Source organism: Streptomyces sp. NPDC046831, from assembly GCF_040645305.1.
Taxonomy (GTDB): domain Bacteria; phylum Actinomycetota; class Actinomycetes; order Streptomycetales; family Streptomycetaceae; genus Streptomyces.
On sequence record NZ_JBEYXZ010000044.1, the window covers coordinates 1 to 18,977 of the forward strand.

14 protein-coding genes and 1 pseudogene are annotated in these 18,977 nt (G+C 68.2%); 6 read left to right on the forward strand and 9 right to left on the reverse strand.

Annotation, left to right across the window (positions count from 1 at the left end; genetic code table 11):
- Positions 1-117: 117 nt before the first annotated feature.
- From ABZ920_RS27420 to ABZ920_RS27460, 9 genes and pseudogenes are all read right to left on the reverse strand, one after another.
- Positions 118-780, reverse strand: coding sequence for a DUF305 domain-containing protein (locus ABZ920_RS27420; protein WP_361510501.1), 663 nt, complete (start codon positions 778-780; stop codon positions 118-120).
- A gap of 98 nt (positions 781-878) precedes the next feature.
- Entirely contained in the window at positions 879-1,331 is a 453-nt protein-coding gene (locus ABZ920_RS27425; protein ID WP_361510405.1) for a hypothetical protein, read from the reverse strand.
- Positions 1,332-1,587: 256 nt separating this feature from the next.
- Entirely contained in the window at positions 1,588-2,505 is a 918-nt protein-coding gene (locus ABZ920_RS27430; RefSeq protein WP_361510408.1) for a DUF5134 domain-containing protein, read from the reverse strand.
- A 395-nt stretch (positions 2,506-2,900) separates the two neighbouring features.
- A complete protein-coding gene (locus tag ABZ920_RS27435) occupies positions 2,901-4,055 on the reverse strand; it encodes a hypothetical protein (RefSeq protein ID WP_361510411.1) in 1,155 nt (384 codons plus the stop codon).
- Complete coding sequence (locus ABZ920_RS27440; protein WP_361510414.1) at positions 4,052-5,491, reverse strand: hypothetical protein; 1,440 nt, start codon at positions 5,489-5,491, stop codon at positions 4,052-4,054. Before ABZ920_RS27440 ends, ABZ920_RS27435 begins: the two co-directional genes overlap by 4 nt.
- 439 nt (positions 5,492-5,930) lie before the next feature.
- A pseudogene (locus ABZ920_RS27445) lies at positions 5,931-6,557 on the reverse strand (metallophosphoesterase); the annotation flags it as partial.
- Positions 6,558-6,677: 120 nt separating this feature from the next.
- A complete protein-coding gene (locus ABZ920_RS27450) occupies positions 6,678-7,175 on the reverse strand; it encodes a Pycsar system effector family protein (protein ID WP_361510416.1) in 498 nt (165 codons plus the stop codon).
- A 101-nt stretch (positions 7,176-7,276) separates the two neighbouring features.
- Positions 7,277-9,052 carry a CATRA conflict system CASPASE/TPR repeat-associated protein gene (locus ABZ920_RS27455; RefSeq protein WP_361510419.1) on the reverse strand — a complete coding sequence of 592 codons (1,776 nt, stop codon included), beginning with the start codon at positions 9,050-9,052 and terminating at the stop codon, positions 7,277-7,279.
- Complete coding sequence (locus ABZ920_RS27460) at positions 9,021-9,383, reverse strand: CATRA system-associated protein (protein ID WP_361510422.1); 363 nt, start codon at positions 9,381-9,383, stop codon at positions 9,021-9,023. Before ABZ920_RS27460 ends, ABZ920_RS27455 begins: the two co-directional genes overlap by 32 nt.
- 393 nt (positions 9,384-9,776) lie before the next feature.
- Here ABZ920_RS27460 and ABZ920_RS27465 point away from each other — a divergent pair, with 393 nt between their 5' ends.
- The 6 genes from ABZ920_RS27465 (at position 9,777) to ABZ920_RS27490 (ending at position 18,922) form a co-directional block, all read left to right on the forward strand.
- On the forward strand, positions 9,777-10,214 hold the full coding sequence (locus ABZ920_RS27465) for a hypothetical protein (protein WP_361510425.1): 438 nt from the start codon (positions 9,777-9,779) through the stop codon (positions 10,212-10,214).
- Positions 10,215-10,217: 3 nt separating this feature from the next.
- Positions 10,218-10,868 (forward strand): hypothetical protein, encoded by a 651-nt coding sequence (locus ABZ920_RS27470; protein ID WP_361510428.1) that lies wholly within the window; start codon positions 10,218-10,220, stop codon positions 10,866-10,868.
- Between the two features lie 94 nt (positions 10,869-10,962).
- Positions 10,963-13,884, forward strand: coding sequence for a CHAT domain-containing protein (locus ABZ920_RS27475; protein ID WP_361510431.1), 2,922 nt, complete (start codon positions 10,963-10,965; stop codon positions 13,882-13,884).
- 744 nt (positions 13,885-14,628) lie between these two features.
- Positions 14,629-16,902: a hypothetical protein gene (locus ABZ920_RS27480; protein WP_361510434.1), complete on the forward strand. Its 2,274-nt coding sequence runs from the start codon at positions 14,629-14,631 to the stop codon at positions 16,900-16,902.
- A complete protein-coding gene (locus ABZ920_RS27485) occupies positions 16,899-18,053 on the forward strand; it encodes a hypothetical protein (protein ID WP_361510437.1) in 1,155 nt (384 codons plus the stop codon). Before ABZ920_RS27480 ends, ABZ920_RS27485 begins: the two co-directional genes overlap by 4 nt.
- 47 nt (positions 18,054-18,100) lie before the next feature.
- On the forward strand, positions 18,101-18,922 hold the full coding sequence (locus ABZ920_RS27490) for a hypothetical protein (RefSeq protein ID WP_361510440.1): 822 nt from the start codon (positions 18,101-18,103) through the stop codon (positions 18,920-18,922).
- The last annotated feature ends 55 nt before the right edge of the window (positions 18,923-18,977 follow it).

Consider the following 18,977-nt stretch of genomic DNA (forward strand, 5'->3'; position numbering starts at 1 on the left):
GCACCTGAAGGCGGCGGCGGAGCGCATGGGCGTCGGCGACACCTTCCACATGGCGCCGGTCGGCGTGTTCTTCGGGGACGGCAAGGACGCCGACGCGGACGGCCCGGGTGAGTCGCCTCAGAGCTGGCCGAGGATGCCCTGGAGCTGCTTGACCTCGGCGGACTGACCCTTGACGATGTCGCCGGCCATCTTCTTGGCGTCGGCGTTCTCGCCGTTCTTCTGCTCGTCCTTGGCCATGGCGATCGCGCCGTTGTGGTGGTCGATCATCATCTCCGCGAACATTTTGTCGAACTCCGTGCCCTTCATGGCCTGGAGTTCCTTCATGTCCGTGTCGGACATCATGCCGTTCATGCTTCCGTGGTCCATCCCGGGCATGGACCCCATCCCACCCATCCCGACGGTCGGCTTGCCCCACGACGTGAGCCAGGACTTCATCGTCTTGATCTCAGGGTCCTGAGCCTGCTCGATCTTCCCGGCAAGGTCCTTGATCTGCGCATCGGATGCGTGGCCGCCGGCGAGCTTGGCCATTTCCACAGCCTGCTCGTGGTGGGGGATCATCATCTGCGCGAACGTGACGTCCGCGTCGTTGAAGTCCCCGGCCTTGTCTCCGGCCCCGGTGGTCGCCGCGGCCGACGAAGAGCCGCTGCCGTGGCTCATGCCGCTCATGTCGTCGCCGTCGCCGCCACAGGCGGTCAGCAGCAGGGCTCCCGTCGCGACGATGCTCGCGGCTGCGATACGACGAGTGGACTTGCCGCGAAGGGCACGCGTGAAGGCAGTCATGATCGATTTCACCTCGGGTGTTGTCTGGTTCATCTGGCGGTTTTCGGGCGTACGAGACAGCGGGAACGCGCGCTGCGCGCCCGCGAGGGTGTCTCGGCCTACAGCCGAAGGACCGACAACAGGGTGAGATCAGGACCGCGCGGTGGAGGGTTGGGGTGCAGCACGGCGGCGACCTGGGCACGAAGGTTCGCCAGCCAGTCCAGGTGACGGGCGAGTGCCGACCGGACGAGCGCCGCAAGCACCCAAGCGGCGAGCAGGACGGCCAGACACAGGGACAGCATGTCCATCGCCATGACAGGCATGTCGGTGAACGGTGCCTGCTCGGGGGCGGCCGCGTGCTTCAATTCCGCCGCGGCATGATCCGCGGCGTCCTGGTACGTCGCCGGGGCCGAATGGGCCGTCGACGCCGGCATATGGGAGGCCGGACTCATTCCTGCGGCATGCGACTCGGTGGGATGCCCGAGGGTGTGCATGATGAACACGCCGAACGCGAGCACGCTCACGAGCAGCAGGTGCCCGAGGGCGCCTCCTGTTCGTACGTACCGGCTCACAGCCACTCCCAGGACATCCGTTGAGGGCCGCCGCGGCCCTCCGCTCCCGACACTACCGAAACAGACTTGATCATGCCGTGGCGGACTGGTGGCTGCGGGCCCTGACCGCTCAGACCGTGTCCCCACCTCGTGCACATTGACCTGCGCCGATGCTCCGCAGATCTCAGCATCGGTTCGTGCATTCTGTGGCAATAGGCCCTCGGTCGCGGGACGGCGGTCCCGGCCCCGACCGCCAGGCTGGCGGCCGGCCGGCCCGTCAGGCGGCCATCATGACGAGCATCGCGGACATCGTGCTGCCCATGCCGATGTGGGCCAGCAGTGCCGCACCGGGTGAGGTGCCCGGCGCCCGCCGGCGGCGTCGGCCGCCGACGGCCGCGTGGGAACGGTGCTTTTCGCTCCTCACCCGGGTCCGGTCCCACACGGAGATGGCCAGCGACGCGATGAACACGACCACGGCGTCGGGCAGGGCCAGAACGTGGTGCGTCCAGCGGGATCGGCCACTGCGGCGGCCTGCTGCCGCGGCGGACTGGTCGGCGCTGCGGAAGCGTGTCCACAGGGACGCGGCGATCGAGAGTGCGAAGTACACGGCAAGTCCGACCAGGACCAGACGCCAGACCGAGGCGGAGCCTGAGGACGCTGCTGCCTGCGTCCCGACGGAGGCCATGTCGTGACCGGCCATCCCCGAATGGCCGGCACCTGACATCCCCGTCATGGAGTGGTCCATCCCCGCCATTCCGGCCGAGTCCATCGCTTCCGGGGAACCTTCCGTGTTCGCTGCTCCGTGACCGTGTCCGGACGTGCCCAGGGCGAGAACGGGACCGGATGTGCTGCCGGGCATGGCAAGCGTCATGATCACCATGGCGGCGCTGCCGATGATGTGGTGTGCCCAGTGTCGGCCCTGGCGCCAGCCATGTCGCCGTGTGTGATGTCCGGACAGCGCGATTCCGCCGAGGCCGACGGCGGCGAACGCCGTCACCCACAACAGGCCGTGGTCCCCGAAGGACGCCGAGGTGGCGGGCAGGAACATGGCGGCCATGCCCCCGGCCATGACCAAATCGCCTCCTGCGGCGAACCGGACTTCTCTGCTGTCGGCCGCCGCCAGCCGGGCCAGGCTCACCATGGCGACGAGCACCGAGACCGCCACCAGCGACCAGGTCAGGGCCGGACTTCCCATTGCTGCCCTCCGTATCGGGCTGACCACTACTGATGCCCTGAGTACGCAGTGGAGGGAGCACGTGTTCAGGGACGGAAGCACAGGCAGGCCACTCGCAGCCGACCCTCGCCCGCTGGTGGTTCTGGCGGAACATCTCGCTGACCGGCAAGAATGACGGTCCGGCGTTTCGATCGCCGAGTATGGGTCCGTCTGTGGCCCGAATCCTGGTGCCGACGGCGAGCACGCGAGGAAAGGTCAGGCGGAGGGCTCAGGAATGGGTTCTCGGCACCAGGGGCGGGAACTGCTATGTGAGTGGCCGATCGGGTGGCTCGTCGCGGAACCGTTCCACGCGGAGGCAGCGTGCCGTGGCGGTTGGTGGCTGAGACGGATCTGTGAACCGCAGGCCGCGCGCTCACTCACCGTTGATCTCGGGTTCGTCCCTGCTTGCGGTATGCGTCCAGGACATCCTGGCGGAGCAGGAAGCCGAAGCCCGCAGACTCCAACCGCAGGCCCAGTTGAGCCTCATCGATACCCAAGTCGGCTGCGGTGGCCGCCAGATTCCAGTCCTTGGCCGCCAGTCGGCTGAGAAGGTGGCCGCGACGGACCTGGTTCTCCGACAGCCGAAACGTCTTGAGGTAGGCGATCTTGCCACAGTCGTCGGTGATGGCCTCACCGATGTGGTTCTCCCGCTTGGGACGGAACGTCGGCAGGAAGCGGGAGAGGGTGAAGCGTTCCATCCGGTAGACCGTCTGCCAGGTGTACGTGTGCTCCAGCAGGCCAGTGGCCATGGTCGTGTCGTGAAAATGCGTCCAGGTGCGTTCCTGATCGGCAACTGCCGTGCGCAGGTGGGCCAGGGAGCGGATCTGCGCGTCAGGGATGCGTGCCCGGAACTCCTGCACCGGCGGCATGAGCGTGGCGTAGTGATGGATGACTTCGCCGTACAGATCCTGCAGGAGGGTCGGGTGGAGCGCGCGGTAGTCGTTGGGGTGCGGGACCGCGAACACGGCCGCGAGTGCGTCGGCTACATAGAGCATCACGCCGCACTGGTCGGGGTGGATCTCGAAGATGCGCAGTGCGTCACCGAGTCCGTGTACTTCGGCGCCCACGTACGCTTCTTCGACGCGAGGGGAGAGCCCTTGGCGGATCGCACGCTGCGACCACTCCTCCCAGGCGATCGAGGGGCCACCGAAGTGCAGTGCCAGGTAACCTTCCAGCGCCAGGTGCACGGGGAGGAACCGCAGCCGGTCCTTGGCCTGGCGACGGGCCATTCTGCGATGGAAACGCAGGCCCATCGTGGCAGCGGGAGCCGCATTGCCGTCGGTGGACATCTGGGTGCCGTAGGCGGCTGCCGGCGTACTGTCATTGGTCCACGTGGCGACGAATCCGTGCGGGATGTAAGAGACGTAGGCATGGCGTGGGCTGACCTCGATCAGACCTGCCATGTCACCGTAGAGCTCCGGGCGTAGACGGAGATCGTGGACAGGTTCGTCACGGACGAGCGGCACCAGACGGACGGCGCCCCAGACCTGGGAGGGGCGGGTGTCCAGTCCGGTCAGGTCCAGCGTGGTCATCGCGCCTGCTCGTGGTTGTGGCCGCTCATCATTCGGGCCGCACGGGTGTCCATGTAAGTGATCAGTTCGGCCAGGCCGGTCCGGCCTTCCGCGAACTGGGCGAGTTCTACGAGTGGGGGAAGGTCCTCGGCGTCACGGATGCCCGCCGTGGGCACCGCCGCGGACAGTCGGCGCACGTCGAAGCCGGCCGCGTCGTAGACGGGGTTGACGTGCACGATGCTGGTACGACGTTCGGGGTCGAGCCGGGTCCGCCAGATGCGCAGCACTTCGGCCGCCAGGCCGGGGGGTGCGTTGTCCCAGCCGTCGGAGACGATCACCAGCCTGGACGGGGTGGTGTCCAGCGCGTGGAGGATCCGCCGCCCCAGCGGCGTCGGCCCGTAGGGATAGGTCAGCAGAGCGTCGGTCCGCCCCGAGGTCCACAGCCCGGTGTAGTCGCCGGCAAGGGCTGCGAGCAGGTAGTGGCAGGCAAAGGCCACAGCCAGCGGCCGGCGACGGTTGTGAGCCGAGCCGAAGGCGGAGAAGCTGTCGTCGAGGACGGCTGCGACCTTGCCCCAGCTCCCCCTGTGAGAGCCAGCCACCCTAGCTGCGGCCGATTCCAGGGCGTGGGTCAGCTCATGGCGTCGGCGCAGGCGGTCTTCGACCGGCAGCGACAGGACAAAGGCGGCCAGTCTGGTCAGGGGCATTCGGGTCAGGTCCGCTTGTACACCTACGGCCCCGTGCCGGTACGCGGACTCCTGCAGCCGCAGGGTCTCCAGACGGGTCATGCGTGGAGCCATGCGCTGGAGGAAGACGTCCCGGGGGATGCCGTGCTTGGCGGCGAAGCCCTCGGCAGCCGTGAAGGGCAGCTTGTACAGCGCATCCTTCTCGTAGTGTGCGCGACGCCATGTCTCCAGGAGGGGTGTCGCATAGCGCTTGCGGGTCAGCGGCGCGAAGACGAACGGTCCCAGCTCTTTCCCGGAGGGGGCCAGGTGTGCGTGGCGAAGCGCCCGCTTCAGCCCGCTGCGGTACTTCACGGCATCGAACGCCAGGTCCGGGCGGGCGGACAGCCAGTCACGCATGATCGCGCGGGTGCGGCGGTTGTTCACCCGGGCCCGGCGCAGTGCGTCGAACAGCCCGTACACGCGTTGCGGCGGCAGCATCGCCAAACGGCACGCGATCAGACGGCCCTCGCTGCGACGCTGGTCGGCGGTGGCCTCATGGGCGGTCTCCAGCAGACGCCGGATGATGAGGACCGCGTTGTAGTCGTTGATGTCGAGGGCAAGGACTCCGGCGTAGAGGTCACGGTAGTTACCCAGCATGTACGCATGGAGAAAGTCCAAGGACAGCCGCTGCTCGCCCGCGTCGCTGTGGAACTCGCGCTGGCCGGTGGAGGTGATCGCCGCGTTGACGAAGAGCAGCACATCGTCAGCCGCGATGAGGTCCCCGTACGAATCCATCCGAATCTTCCTCATGGGTGCGATGCCGGCCGGGGAATGGGGGCACGAGCTGCGAATCATTGCTTTACAGGCAGGTTCCGGAAGTCGCGCCGAAGTCCCGCGGCCGGCCACAGGACCGTAACAGAGCGGGTGACAAGGCCTCTACTGACTTCCGTCACTGCCAGGCCCATCGCTCACCGACCGGTCGATCGGCCGCCTCGACACCCGGACCCGGTTGCGCGCCGTGTCGGACCGCTCCGTGGCCGGAGAGGACAAGCCGGGCGTCACGTCGTGCTCCTGGGGCAGCCCTGCGTCGGCGCACGGGGATGAGGTCATGCCGGTCCCACGCGTTCCCGGTCCTCCCGGCTGCGTGAGGAACTGCATCCCGGCTTTGCCGCCGTGATGGACCGGGTTTCCCGCCTCGGTCAGCGGGCCGCCCGTCCCGCCGTGCCGGGCCGCGATGATCTCCGCCGCGATGGACAGCGCGGTTTCGGGTTGCCTGCACGGTACCGAGTGGGGCGGCCTGGGCGCGGCGGAGTTCGGCCGTGCCGACCGCGATGCCGCCGGTGTGGCAGACCAGGTCGGCTTCCAAAGTGTTCACCCTCTCGCACACCCGTGCCGACCAGCGAGCGCGATCGAGCGGGCCGTAGTGGGCGTCGGCGATGAGGACGACGCGGACGCCGTCCATGTCGGCACCCAGCCGCGGGAGTTGTACGTCGAGCGGGCGCACGCGTGGCACGCGGCGGCCTCGGCGTACCCCCAGCCGCAGTACGGCGGTCACGCCGAGGACGGCCCAGGTGACGATGCGGGCCCGTTCCTGGCTCTCGCCGGCGCCGCCACGGTCAGGGCGAGCCGCAGGAGGACGCCGAGCGGAACGGACCAGGCGAACAGAATCCAGCTGGTGCCCAGCAGGGTGTCGCCGATGATCGCCACCCGATCCTGGTGACGCCGGCCGTGGCCGCGCACCATCGCGAGCGGCATACATATGAGGCCGAGGGCGAACGGCGTGCCGGGCAGTGGCCAGTGCCGGCCGGTGTGCAGGAGCACCGAGCAGGACACGGCCCACAGCAGGACGGGGGGCGATCAGGGGGAGATAGTGGCTAGCCTGGGGGACAACTGGCTGTGCTGACCGCCCACGGACGCGAAGCTGGCTCCGCTGTGAAGGCAGGGCACGCTTCGACGTCGTGATGCCGTCCTGGCGATCAGCTCACGTCGCATCGCCGAGCACACTGAGGGCTGCGGTCAGGGCCACGGCCGCGAGGGCAAACAGCACAAGGATGGTACCGACACCGCTCCAGTAGTACTTTCGGCGGGCGACGTGCGCATTGGCCCAGATCTGTTCGGCGACGGCGGCGGTCAGTGTCCTATCGTCCACTAGGAGGCGTGAGAGCGCCTCGGTGTAGCCGTCCTCAGGGGAACGGTAGGCGCGGGCCACATGTTCGAAGAACAGCAGGTTGGGTGGTTGTCCGATGTTCTTCCTCCGCGGGCGCAAGGCCATGCCGGTGGCCATCGCCGAGCCCGCGGTCAACAGAGCGCACAGGGACGCGGCGAGGTCGAAGGGGAGGCTGCGATAGGGCGCAGTGCTGACCAGGCTGTACAGGATGCCGCCGATGACTCCCGCCGCGGTGAGCATCACCGCCGCCTTGGCATCGGCATGCTTGATCCAGTCGGTGACGATCTGGAGCGTTCGCCAGGCGTTGTCCACCCCGGACTCTTGCGGCAGCGAAATCCGCGGTATGGATGTCTGGGGACGTCGCGTTCTGCGCGCCATGTTGGTCCCTTCGTGCCTCGGTGATACTTCCGACATCAGGCGGGAAGCCACAGCCACGCGTGTGCCTCGTACTCCTTGAACTCGACCAGTACACGCCGGAACTGTTCCGGATCCAGCCCCGGACAGCCTTCCCCGACGACGTACTCGTGGAGGGGTTCGGAGACCAGGGCGGCGTAGTCGACGTGCGGATTGTCCCGGAGAGCAGTGCGCAGCACCGCGCTGTCGAGCATCCGGCTGACCTTGACGATGGTGCTGCCCGAGTAGCCAAGGGCGGCGATTCCGACCGGTCCTACGACGGTGGCGAGGCGCAGGCGCATCCGGTCACGGAAGCGGCGGTTGTCGGCACCGAGTTGGTCCTGCCAGGAACGGAGTACGTGGGGCAGCGCCCGGTGTAGTTCCGCCCCGGCCGGGAGGAAGACGTTCATCCCGTCTCCCGTCCCTTGGTGGTCGGCTCCCTCCAGGGAGATGTCCAGCCCTCCGAGGACCTGCCTGACGAGAAGGGCGAGCCGGACTTGAAGATCACTCTGTTCCAGGGAAGTACGGCGACTGTATCCCTCGATGTCCACGGCGAACCCCATGCGGAGTTTGACGGCCCCTGAGGCGTCGCCGACGAAGGGGCGGGCAGAGCGGGGTTCGTCCGGCGTCGCCGACGAGCGGACGGAACCGCCGTCCGGCTGGGACGGTTCCGGTCGGGTGCCGCCGTCGGGCGGAGGGCCGGCCGCATCGGCTGCGGGGCCGAGCAGGCGGCGCAGGTCCTCGGCGCGCAGCCGGGCGCTCGTCAGGTAGTCGGCGTCGGCCCCGAGTTGGCGGGGCAGCCACTCGGCGAGTTCCCGGTCGGTGGGGAAGAAGGCGGACTGGGCCTTGGTCATGTTGACGACAGCTATGCGTACGGTCTGCAGCATGTCCCGCACATTGGCGTGGACCAGGGCCAGACGAGCCTCGTCGTCGCGCAGCGCACCGAGTTCGGCGGGGACGTCGGCTGGGCGTCGGCGAGACAACTCGAGCAGCTGATCGCCGCGTTCGACGACCTGTCGGATCAGCGTGCCGATCACATCTCCGTCGTCCCGCACCCGCGCCTGGTAGCGCAGCTTCGCCGCGTGCATGGAGTAGCGGCACAAGGGTGGCATGTCGGGCTGCCCCTGGCTCCACGTCCAGGCGCTGAGCTGTGCGTCCTGATTCTCGGAGGCCAGTACGACGATGCGTCGTCGGGCCTCGCTGTCGTCCGGAGACAGCTCCCACACGGCGAAGCCCTGCTCGGTGGTCCAGCCCCGCTGCCACCAGTACGGAGCGTTGTCGCCGTCGGGAAGGGCCCGGCGGACCTCGGCTGCCGCCAGGTCGAGCGGTGGGACGTCCGTGCCTACGAACTTCGCCTGGTACACACGCGTCTCGCCCAGCACCGCTTCGGTGCCGTCGGCCGTCAGCCCGGCCCACCACCGGTCGAACTCCACCCAGCCGGGGGGCGACGCCGAGCCGATGCGCAGGCGCCTGGAGGTGGCCCCGAGCGGCGCGGCCAGCGCGACCGACAGGTTGACCACGTCGTGCTCGCGCCGCACGACCGCCTGGAAGTCTGCCGTGGGATGCTCCTGCGCCGCCGCGGGCCTTCCCGGAACGAGGGACTTGGAGTCGGGCGGCAGCGTGGCCGGCAGGCCCGTGCCGGCGATCGGCAGGTCCATGCCGAGCTCGTCCCGGCAGCGCTCCCAGATGCGGCGGATCTGTTCGTACCCTTGTGCGGCCTGCGGTCCGTCAAGTGCTGTGTAGAGGTGGACGACGAGTTCCTGATCAATGGGAGTCCTGGCCAGGTCCGTCGTCATCGTCACCTCCCGGGGTGACGGTGCCGCCACCGCGCTTCGCATCCTGCGGCGGCGGGACGCCGAGCGAGTGGACCAGATGATTTGCCTGGTCCCGGGTGTGGGGCGGGGCCGGGATCACCGGGTCGGCGCCGATCCTGGTGATCCGCACCGGCCCGGACAGCTCGAGTTCGGCGGTGACGGCGCGTACGCCGTCGCCGTCACCGGTCGCCAGGGCGTCGGCGAGTGCGTCGACAAGGGCCTGCACGCGGTCCCAACGCTGGGGCGAGAGCTGCCATTCGAGCAGATCGCCGAGGACCTCCACCACGTCGGTCCGCGTCTCTTCGTCGATCATCTGCCGACCGGTCACCCATCCCCCTCGACCCCGTACGCTTTACTTAGCGTATCCGTCACGACACAGATCTATACGTCGGGGCAGCCGCTCCGGTTCCCGTGCGTGGGTCGGAACAACGGAACGACGTGATCGCCGACCCGGGGGAGGGGCATGGACACGAACACGGGGGAGCCGGACCTGTTCGACAGGACGAGCCGCCGATGCCGCCCGCGGTGGCACTGGCCGGGGCCCAGGCCTGGCTGCGCGACGCCGACACAGCCGAATTCAACAGGTTCGCCGCGTCCGTGGGCCTGCGTCGGACGCGCGCCACGTACACCGAACGGCCGTCTCACCGGGCGGCTTTCGTCCTGGTCGGGCGAGGGTTGAACCACCGGCCTACGCCGAGGACTGCGTATGGGACATCGCAAAGAGGGGTGGGACGCGTTGACACGGGACGAGCTGAGCGCGGCGGTGGCGGAACGGCTGCGCAGAGTGGCCGAAGCACGGGATCTTGCCCCCGTCCTGGAGCCCGGCGCACGGGACGAGGCACTCCGGCTCGCCGGCCTGCTGGACGCGCACAGTTACGAGGAAGGCGACCGCAGCGCCGGCGAATCCGAGGATGGCGGCGAGGGAGAAAGGAAGGCCGCACTCACCGCCCGTTGCCGCCTCGGTTGGCTCCACTGGTACCGCTACCATGCCATCGCCGACGACCCAACCGCGGAGGAACGGGAACTCGACGCTGCTGCAAGGGTGTTCACCCCCTGCCTGCTCGCCGGCGTGGTGTCGCGCGGTTGGCCACATACTGGTCCGAGCCTCATCGCGTCATCAGGTCCACGCCGTCGGACGGAGTAAGCGGTGCCGCTGTTCAGCAGGAAGCGACAGCCGATCGAGGAGCTGATCCGCAGGGCCAACTCGGTGTTCGAGAAGTTCTCTCCGGACGACGAGTACTTGGAGACGGCGCTGAAGCCATTGCTCGTGGAGCTGTACGTTGCGGTAAGGGACCGCGGGTTCAGGTCGGTGGATGAACTCGAGGCGGTTGCCGCACCATTGCGTTCCATGCCGCCTGTCACTGCGGCGTTCTGTGCTGCAAGTGTGCTCCATACGGCTGGGCGTGTATGGGCGAAGGAGCCCCTCGGAGAGTCGCTGACGGAATTCATCGCAGCCGCCGGCATGGGCAGTGCCTGGAAAGCGGTGACAGTGGTCAAGGACAAGCAGAGTGTGCGCAACCTGATCAGCGTGCTCGACGTCCTGTGGCGATTCGAGCCCTCGCCGTACCGGGAGTTTGACCACGCCCAGGCCGTCTACGTGAGCGGGCATCTCGCCCTTGGCCTGGGGCTTGACCATGACGCGTTGGCCAGTCGCTGGCGGGAGGCTCTGCGGCTGCTGGCCGAGGCCGACCCGGCAGCCGCACGGAGCCCGGCGGAGCGCGAAAGCCTCGCGAACACCAAGCGGCACCTGGAGCAGGAGTGGCGCGACCAGTTGACATCGCTCACGGCCGCCCCCTGACATGTTCCGATCCCGGAGACCTCATCGGGGTGAGGCAGCCCGCGTCGAAGCGGCCACCCGCCTGTACGAGCGGTTCCTGAACACGACGCCGACCGTGCGATCGACGCTCGAGGACGTGGCGATGGAAGCGATCGTCACCGGTGTCTGTCACCGGGTCGATCCCCGTAGCGCATTGGGTGTCGCCCTGCCCACACCGGAACAGGAGACCGGCCGAACCCGTCTGCTCGCCGAGGCGATCGCCCTGCTGGATCCGGTGGTGGAGCGCCACGTCCAGCAGCCGGGCACTCTGGCATTGATGGCACGCTGCCTTCAGGCGCTGCACCGTGAGACGGACGACGTCGCATCGCTGCGTCGCGCTGTCGGGTTGTGGGAGAGGGCCGTGACCGTCGATGCTGCTTCCCCCGCTGTCCGCCACGACCTCGGGGCCGCCCTGATCGACCTCTCCGCCTACGAGGGCGGTATCGCGCATCTGACCGACGCGGTCCGTCACACACAAGAGGCGACCCTGTCCTACGCCGCCACCGACAGACGCAAAGCGACGTACATGTGCGGTCTGAGCCGCGCTCTCTGTGCCCTCTTCGAACGTACCGGTCAGGACATGGTCCGGAAGCTGGCACTCGGCGAGGCGGCCTCCGCGGCGGCCCTGAACGGTGAACCCGTACCTGCCGAGTGCGGGTACGCGCTCGGGGCGGCCCTCCTGACGTCCTACGAGGCGACGGGCTCGATGGAAGAAATCGAGTACGCCGTCACCGCTCTCCGGCAGGTGGTGGATCTTGAGCCTCACCCGGAGTCCCTGCGGGCCCTGGCCCGGGCCCTGTGTCTGATGTACCCGACGAACCGGGACGAGCGGCTCATACGGGAGGCCGTGGAGACGTCACGGCGTGCCCTTGCCGCGGCTCGCCCCGCGGACCCCACGCGATACCGGTACCTCCAGCAGGCGGCGCATGCCCGGCTGCTCAGCCACGCGGCACACGGTGGCCGGGGAGTGATCGACGTGGCCGTGCCGTTGCAGCGCCTTGCCATCGGCTCGATGCCCGAGGGCCACCCCGGCCGCGTCGCCGCGATCGGGGTGCTCGCCGATACCTGGCTGGCGCAGTTCGAGAAGACCCAGGAGTCTGCAGACCTCGACGGTGCGTTCGAGGCCACCCTCGTGGCCATGCGGCTGAGCAAGGAACAACCTGATCACCACCGCCACCTGGCTCGGTACGGCAGGGGAGCACGGCTGGCCTTCGAGAGCTCGGGGGACGCCTCGCACCTTCAGCGGGGTGTCCGCGCCACCACCAAAGCGTTGAAGACGGATGACCTGCCCAAGGACCTCGAAGCGTCGTACCTGTTGCAGACCGCCACCCTGCTGATCGACTACACCGATCAGAACCCTGACGACGAACTGCGACAGGCCGCCAGAAACCTGTTGTCCGCGTGCGTGAAGATCGACGGTCAGGAACCTCATGTGCTGGCCGAGGCTGGTGGCCGGTGGGCGGACCTCGCCATCGCGGCGGAGTCATGGCTGGAAGCCGGGATGGCCCACTTCTCCGCGCTCAGCGCGATGTGGCGGATGACCGGCATGGAAGTCAGCCGGGAGTCCCAGGAAAGCACCCTCCACCGTTTCTCCGGAATGGCCTCGTCGGGCGCAGCCTGCTTGCTACAGGCCGGAAAGCCGATGAATGCGCTCATGGTCCTGGAGCTCGGGCGCGGGGTGATGATGACTCAGGACCTCGACTTCTACGACGAGATACGGGCCCTGGAACACTCCGCACCGCAGCTGAGCCGTCGGCTGTCCGAACAGTTGAAGGACCGCGACGAGGCGGCGGCGATGCTGGGCAGCCGACTGATCGTCGCGGGAGCGAGTCTGCCGGGTGACGGGCGGATCGGCGACAGGCGGCGGATCGCCGCACGCAATCTGAAGCTGCTGGCCGCAGAGGTACGCAAAGTCCCTGGCCATGAGCGGTTCCTGGAACCGCCTTCGGACGATGAGTTGCTGGCGGCGTCCGGTCGGGGACCGGTCGTCGTGGTCAACCTCAGTCGGCTGCGATCGGATGCCTTGGTGGTGCAGCCGAGCGGCGTCACGGTGGTCCCCCTGCCCGCCGTCACTCCGGCAGCGGTCGACTCGCTCGTCGCTGCGTTCCAGGACGCCGTGACGCAGGCCGACGCCGCTGCGAACGACACGATGCTCGACGGGCTCGCCTGGCTCTGGGACAACCTGGCCGAGCCGGTGCTGTCCGTCGCGGCGCCGGCCGAGCACCACAGCGGTTCCCTGCCGCGCCTGTGGTGGTGCCCCACCGGGCCGTTGAGCTTTCTGCCCCTGCATGCCGCCGGCCACTATCGCTCGGGCGACGGGCGGACTGTTGCGGCACGGGTGGTCTCCTCCTACATTCCAACGATCATGGCACTGCGACGGGTGCGTGCCCGGGGGGCCGACCCGTCGGCTGCTGACCGGGGTCTGCTGGCGGTGGCGGTCAGCCGTACCGAAGGAGACGAGGCACCGCTTCCGGGCGCACTCTCCGAAGCCGCCGAAGTAGCCAAGGCCCACCCTGCCGCCAGGATCCTGGTCGACGCCGAGGCAACCAAATCCAGCTTGCTGCGTGAACTTCCTGGCTACCGGCGGGTGCATTTCACCTGTCACGCTCACACCGACACCCGCTCGCCCTCGCTGAGCCGACTCGTCCTGCACGGTTACGATGACGAGTTGACGGTCGACAACATCGCCCGCCTGGACCTGTCGTCCGTGGAGCTGGCCTACCTGTCGGTGTGTGAGGCTGCACGGCCCGGTGCGGAGATCACCGACGAGGCGGTCCATATCGCGGGAGCGTTCCTGATCGCCGGATACCCCGACGTCGTGGGTACGCTCTGGTCCATGCCGGACGCGACGGGGCGATGGCTGGCACGACGCTTCTACCGGCAGCTGTCCGACGGAAGCGGCCCGGCACACGCCCTTCACCACACTGTGGTGGAAGCGCATCGGCGCGCCCCCGCCAGCCCACTTCTGTGGGCGAACCTGGTGCACATCGGCCGGTGACGGCCGGATCGGTGGGGTGCCTCCCAGCCCGCTTCGGCGAAATGGAGTCGCCGGCAATGAAGGGCATGGACTCCAGGGCCTCGTAGCCTCGGAGAACAGCCTCGAAGGTCGCACTGGCCCGGCGGCGTGCCAACGCGGAACTGTTGCTGTCCCACGCGTCACGGCGCGGCGCCGGCGACGCCCATTGTCCGTGACTCCAGAAGAACGCCACAGCGGTAGATTCCCTGGTGAGCTCGGCGTAGATCAGCCGGGCGGACGAACGGATGCAGTCCCGTGTCCGCAGCAGCGCACCGATACCCGCGACCAGGGCGCCACCGGTTACGCGAGCAGGGCCGAGATCAAGGCGTGTCCATGTCCCTCACCCCCCGATGAGCCCTGGCCCAGGACGTGGTGCTGGAATTCGGCTCCGGTGCCAAGGGCTCCACCAGAGAGCTGCGGATAATCATCTACGTCAGGTTCGGTGTGAGGGCTCCTTCGGTTGGTTGAAGAAAGGTGCTTTGGGTAGACAAATCTTTCGGGTGAGTCGTTTTTTGGCGCTTATAGAGATCACTTTCAGGGTGTGGTGGAGGGGTGATCGGCCTGGAAGAAAATGAAGCGCTGAAATCACGATCAGATGCCCGGATTCTTGGGTAGCTTGGTCATTCGAATCGAACTTTCCGGGGAAGTCTCGTTCGTGGGGGGCAGGCACACCTGACGGCGGGCACGCACGAGGGCAAGAGCGGGGCACCAGGGGGTTGTTGAGTGGTGAGTGACAACGCGGAACGCCTTGATGCGGTCCTGCGCAGGCGGCGTGAACATCTTCCGGCCGTCGACGCCCAGTTGGATCGATGGCGGCACATCCTGAGGTTGACCGAGGAATTGAGCGACGCGGTCGCCGGAATCCGGGCGACCGAGCCCGGCGGCACTGTTGCCGGCCTCCTCGAAACGCCCGATCCCGCGGGGATGGCCAAGGCGGCACGGGACTGCCTGGACACCCTGAGCACCGTGCGAAGCAGGGTCGACCGCGAGACGGTCAACCTTGGCGTGAGCGGCCGTGCCAGAAACGGGAAGAGCACCTTGCTTCAGTCCCTGTCGGGACTGGACGATCGGCAGATACCCAGCGGCCGGGGACAGCCTGTCACGGCTGTTCGCAGCAAGATCTACCACTCCCTCACGGACCCTGGAGCGCGTCTGACGATGCACACGGAACGGTCGTTCCTTGAGGAGGTGATCGCTCCCTATCATGGGGAACTGGGCCTCGGCCCGGTGCCGAGGGATCTGTCGGCCTTCGCCCGTCACCCCTATCCGCGAGTGATCGACGATGAAGCCGGGGAGGGTGCGGCCCGGCCCACGCTGGCGCCGATGCTGGCACGCCTGCGTGAGGCACAGCAGGCGCTGCCGTCGTACCGCGCCCACCTCACCGGCGAGATCCGCGCCGTGGACCTGGCGGACATCCGCGACTGGGTCGCCTATCCGGAGGCCGATGCGGAGCCTGATCGGCGGCCCTATCTGGCGGTTCGCGAGGCGACCATCACGTGCGCCTTCCCGATCGAGGACGTCACTGCGCTGGGGCTGGTCGATCTGCCGGGACTCGGCGAACTCACCCCCAACGCAGAGGAACACCACCTGGCGGGCCTGCGCAACGACATCGACTTCGCCATCGTGGTCAAACGCCCCACGGACACCAACGCCATGTGGGCCAGGGAGGACGCCGACGCACTGCAACTGATCGGCCAGGCCTGCACGGTGGCCGACGTGCGGGACTTCACGCTGATTCTGGTCAACACGGGCGCCTGCCTTCCGGAGAACGTCACGGCCCTCCACGACGACATCCGTGACCGACTCAACGCCGCCGGAGAACGCGGTTACTGGGTGATCGTGGCGGACGGAGCCGACCGGGACGCCGTCCGGGAACAGGTGCTGAATCCCGTCCTCCACCACCTCGCGACGGCACTGCCGCGTATGGACGAGGTGGTCATCGAGGATGCGATCGCCGTCTGCCGTGACCGGGGGGAGCGGATCTGGTCGGACCTGCACGAGTTGTCGAAGACGCTCCGCGCGCTCGCCGTTCCCACGCTGACAGAGCAGATGATCGCCCGCGCCGAAACGCTCCGCGCTCAGGTCGCGGCCTCGCTGCAGACATGGGTGGAAGGGCTGCGCGGGCGCGCCGACAAGGACTACGAGGACGAGGAGTTCTTCGAGCGGGTCGCCGAGGTGCACACCGACGTCCGCGAATGGATACTCAGCGGCTTCGGCGAGGGCCCGGAGGCATGGCAGGAACGGGCGCTGAGCCGCTTCCGGGTCGACCGGGCATCCCTGCCCTTCGCGTCCGCCGAGCTGAACCGGGTACGGGTGGAGATGGCCCGCCGGTTCTCCGCGGTCGACGATCTGCTCCTCCAGCGCCGCGACGAGTACTGGGCCGGCCTGGTGGCCGGGCTGGGCACCCGGATGGTGCGCCTGACCAACGGCCACGGACCAAGCCCTCGTGACGCGATGGCTGCCATGGCAGAGGCTCTTCGGGAGGCACCCGATCCCTGTCCGTCGCTGGCCGAGAGCCTGGACTTCGCGCTCGACGTCCGCCTCGACTACCGCACACGGGTGCTGCCCCGGCTGCGCCGCGCCTTGGACGTACTGTTCCCGGAGGAGGACGACCCCCGCGACGGCAACGCGGCCACCCCCCTTCTCGCGGTGCCGCGAACGGCCGAGGGGGCCGCCGAACTGTTCAACCGCATCACCCAGTTGGCCCGTCAGGCCGCGTACGACGCCCAGGCGGTCCTGGCACAGGAGCCGGGCGCGACGGCTCAGGTGCTCTTCGCCTACGGCGAGCAGTTCGAGGACGCCTTCGTGCGCTCCGACTCCTCCGAAGCCGAGTTCCGGCGCCTCGCGGCCGCCTTCCAGGACCGATTGTGGCCGGACGAGGAAACCGGACCGCAGGCCGTGATGGAGGTGCTGCGAAGAGTGCATCGGCTGGCCGCCGAGTTGCGGACCTTGATCGCCGACGAACGTCCGCGCATCGCGGCAGAGAGGACTGGGCGGTGACACCGTCTTTCAAGGCGTCCATGGTGGGTCCGAGCAGGGTCGGCAAGACCACCCTGATCACCGCCATCCTGGCTGAGACCGAAACCATGCTGTCCGGCACGGAGATCAGCCTCATCCTGGACGAACAGACCGAGATGAAGGTCCGCAGGAACCGCAAGGATCTGCGACGAGCCATCGAAGCACGCGAGTTCGACGCCGCCTCGTTGGGCGGGAGCCAGGACATACAGCTCTACGAGGTGGGGCTCAGAGCCGCGGGCGACAGCCTGCCGGGCATCCCGTTCAGCATCCTTGACTACCCGGGGACATGGCTGGACCCCGTGGAACGCAGCAGCAGGCCCAAAGCGAAGGAGAGCTGGCCGGACTGCGAAGCGCACATCACCGAGAGCCTCATGCTCCTGGTACCGGTGGAGGCGGCCGTGCTGATGGAGGCGGTCACTCCCGCCCAGCGCCGTGCGGTGGCCGATCTGCTCGGCTTCGAGGACGTCGAGGCGATGGCCCGCAAATGGGCCCGGGCACGCAACCTGCCCGCTCACCGCGACGAGCCGGCCGTGCTGGTGATCGCCCCACTGAAGTGCGAAAAGTACTTCGACGACAACGGCGGAAAGGGCCGTGACGCGGCACGGCTGCGGCAGCTGGTGCGGGAGAAGTACCGGTCGATGCTCGACATCGTGCACGAGGAGTCCAAGCACCGCACGATCCGGGTGATCTATGCCCCCGTCGACACCTATGGCTGCGTGGACCTGATGGAAGGCCAGTGGATCGAAAGGACCGGCGCCGACGGGGAGCACACTCTGGACTTCCAGGGGCACTACCGCTTCCGTGAGCTACCGCCCAAGGTGAAGGTGAAGGCCGCGGGCACCGTGATCCAGGAACTGTGCCGGTGTGTGATCTCCGGCCAGGATCGCGCGGAACGTCGACAGGCGGCCCTCGCCCGCTCCACGTACGACACGGCACTGGCACGCAAGGCAGAGAGGAAGGGCTTCTGGGGAGCGGTCGACTTCTACCTCTCCGGTGAGGCCCGGACCAACAGGATGGCCCTGATCGACAGCCGACGGGCCTTGACGCAGGCCGAACTGCACAGGGAACAACTGGCCGGAGCACTGCGCAGGATCGCCGCGACCCCGGCCGATCCCCGAGTGGAAGTGTGGTGAGCCGGGGGATGCACGCCTACGTGATGACGAGGGGCACGCTGCGGCGGATGGACTATTCCTTCCTCGCCCAGTCACCGCCCCACTGGTGGTGGGAAACCGTCGGCAAGTGGCTCTTCCTGGATGCCGAGGAACTCGTTGTGAGCCGCCGGGACGAGCGGACGGCAGGGCTGCTGCTGAGCGGGATTCCGTCGGAACGGCGGGATGTGATCGGGACCCGGATCCGCTACACCGTCGTGGTGGACGACGTGCACGACGATCAGGCACTCGCCACACGGCTGATCCGATGCGGTCTCGAGGACGAGGAACGGGAGCGACTGGGCCGTGCCCTCGACGAAGGCTTCGACGCGGACTATGTCGATGCCTGGCTCGCGGGTACCGGGGGCGCGGATGGCGCAGCCCTCGACGGCTCCCCGCAGGAGGTCGAGCGCCGCTTGCTCACCGCGCTGCGTGGACGGACTTCCGCGGCACCGAACGACACAGCCGGTGGCAGTGACCGGCGCGGTTCCTGGGTGGGCGGTATCCAGGACCCAGGAGCGCGAGAAGCGTTCCGTATACGAGCACAGCGCCTGCTCCAGGACCCCCGGCCCGGCATGGCCTTCACCACCCACGCCATCGGAACCGCCGAAGGCGCACGGCGGATGGCCCGGGCACTGCCTCAGGAGGTGGCCGTCCTGCTGCACGACAGCGACATGGGACGACTCGAGAGCCTCTCGCAGGGCTCCGACACCGAGACGGCGGTGAGCGGGGGAAAAGTACCGGCCCCGGTGGGCCGCCGGGACCCCAGCACGTATCGCAGACCGCAACTCCTCATCCTGGCCGTCACCCTGGCACTGGCGATGGCATGGGCGATCTGGTGGCTGACGGGCTGAGTCCGAGCACGGGTCGGCGGCGATCGATCGCTCCGGTACGAGGGGAATTCACCCT

Excerpts from the sequence above, each read along its gene's own strand:
- ABZ920_RS27455 (WP_361510419.1), bottom strand. The coding sequence starts at position 9,052 with ATGACGACGGACCTGGCCAGGACTCCCATTGATCAGGAACTCGTCGTC.
- ABZ920_RS27440 (WP_361510414.1), bottom strand. The coding sequence starts at position 5,491 with ATGGATTCGTACGGGGACCTCATCGCGGCTGACGATGTGCTGCTCTTC.
- ABZ920_RS27465 (WP_361510425.1), top strand. The coding sequence starts at position 9,777 with ATGGGACATCGCAAAGAGGGGTGGGACGCGTTGACACGGGACGAGCTG.
- ABZ920_RS27420 (WP_361510501.1), bottom strand. The coding sequence starts at position 780 with ATGACTGCCTTCACGCGTGCCCTTCGCGGCAAGTCCACTCGTCGTATC.
- ABZ920_RS27460 (WP_361510422.1), bottom strand. The coding sequence starts at position 9,383 with ATGATCGACGAAGAGACGCGGACCGACGTGGTGGAGGTCCTCGGCGAT.
- ABZ920_RS27490 (WP_361510440.1), top strand. The coding sequence starts at position 18,101 with ATGGACTATTCCTTCCTCGCCCAGTCACCGCCCCACTGGTGGTGGGAA.
- ABZ920_RS27430 (WP_361510408.1), bottom strand. The coding sequence starts at position 2,505 with ATGGGAAGTCCGGCCCTGACCTGGTCGCTGGTGGCGGTCTCGGTGCTC.
- ABZ920_RS27435 (WP_361510411.1), bottom strand. The coding sequence starts at position 4,055 with ATGACCACGCTGGACCTGACCGGACTGGACACCCGCCCCTCCCAGGTC.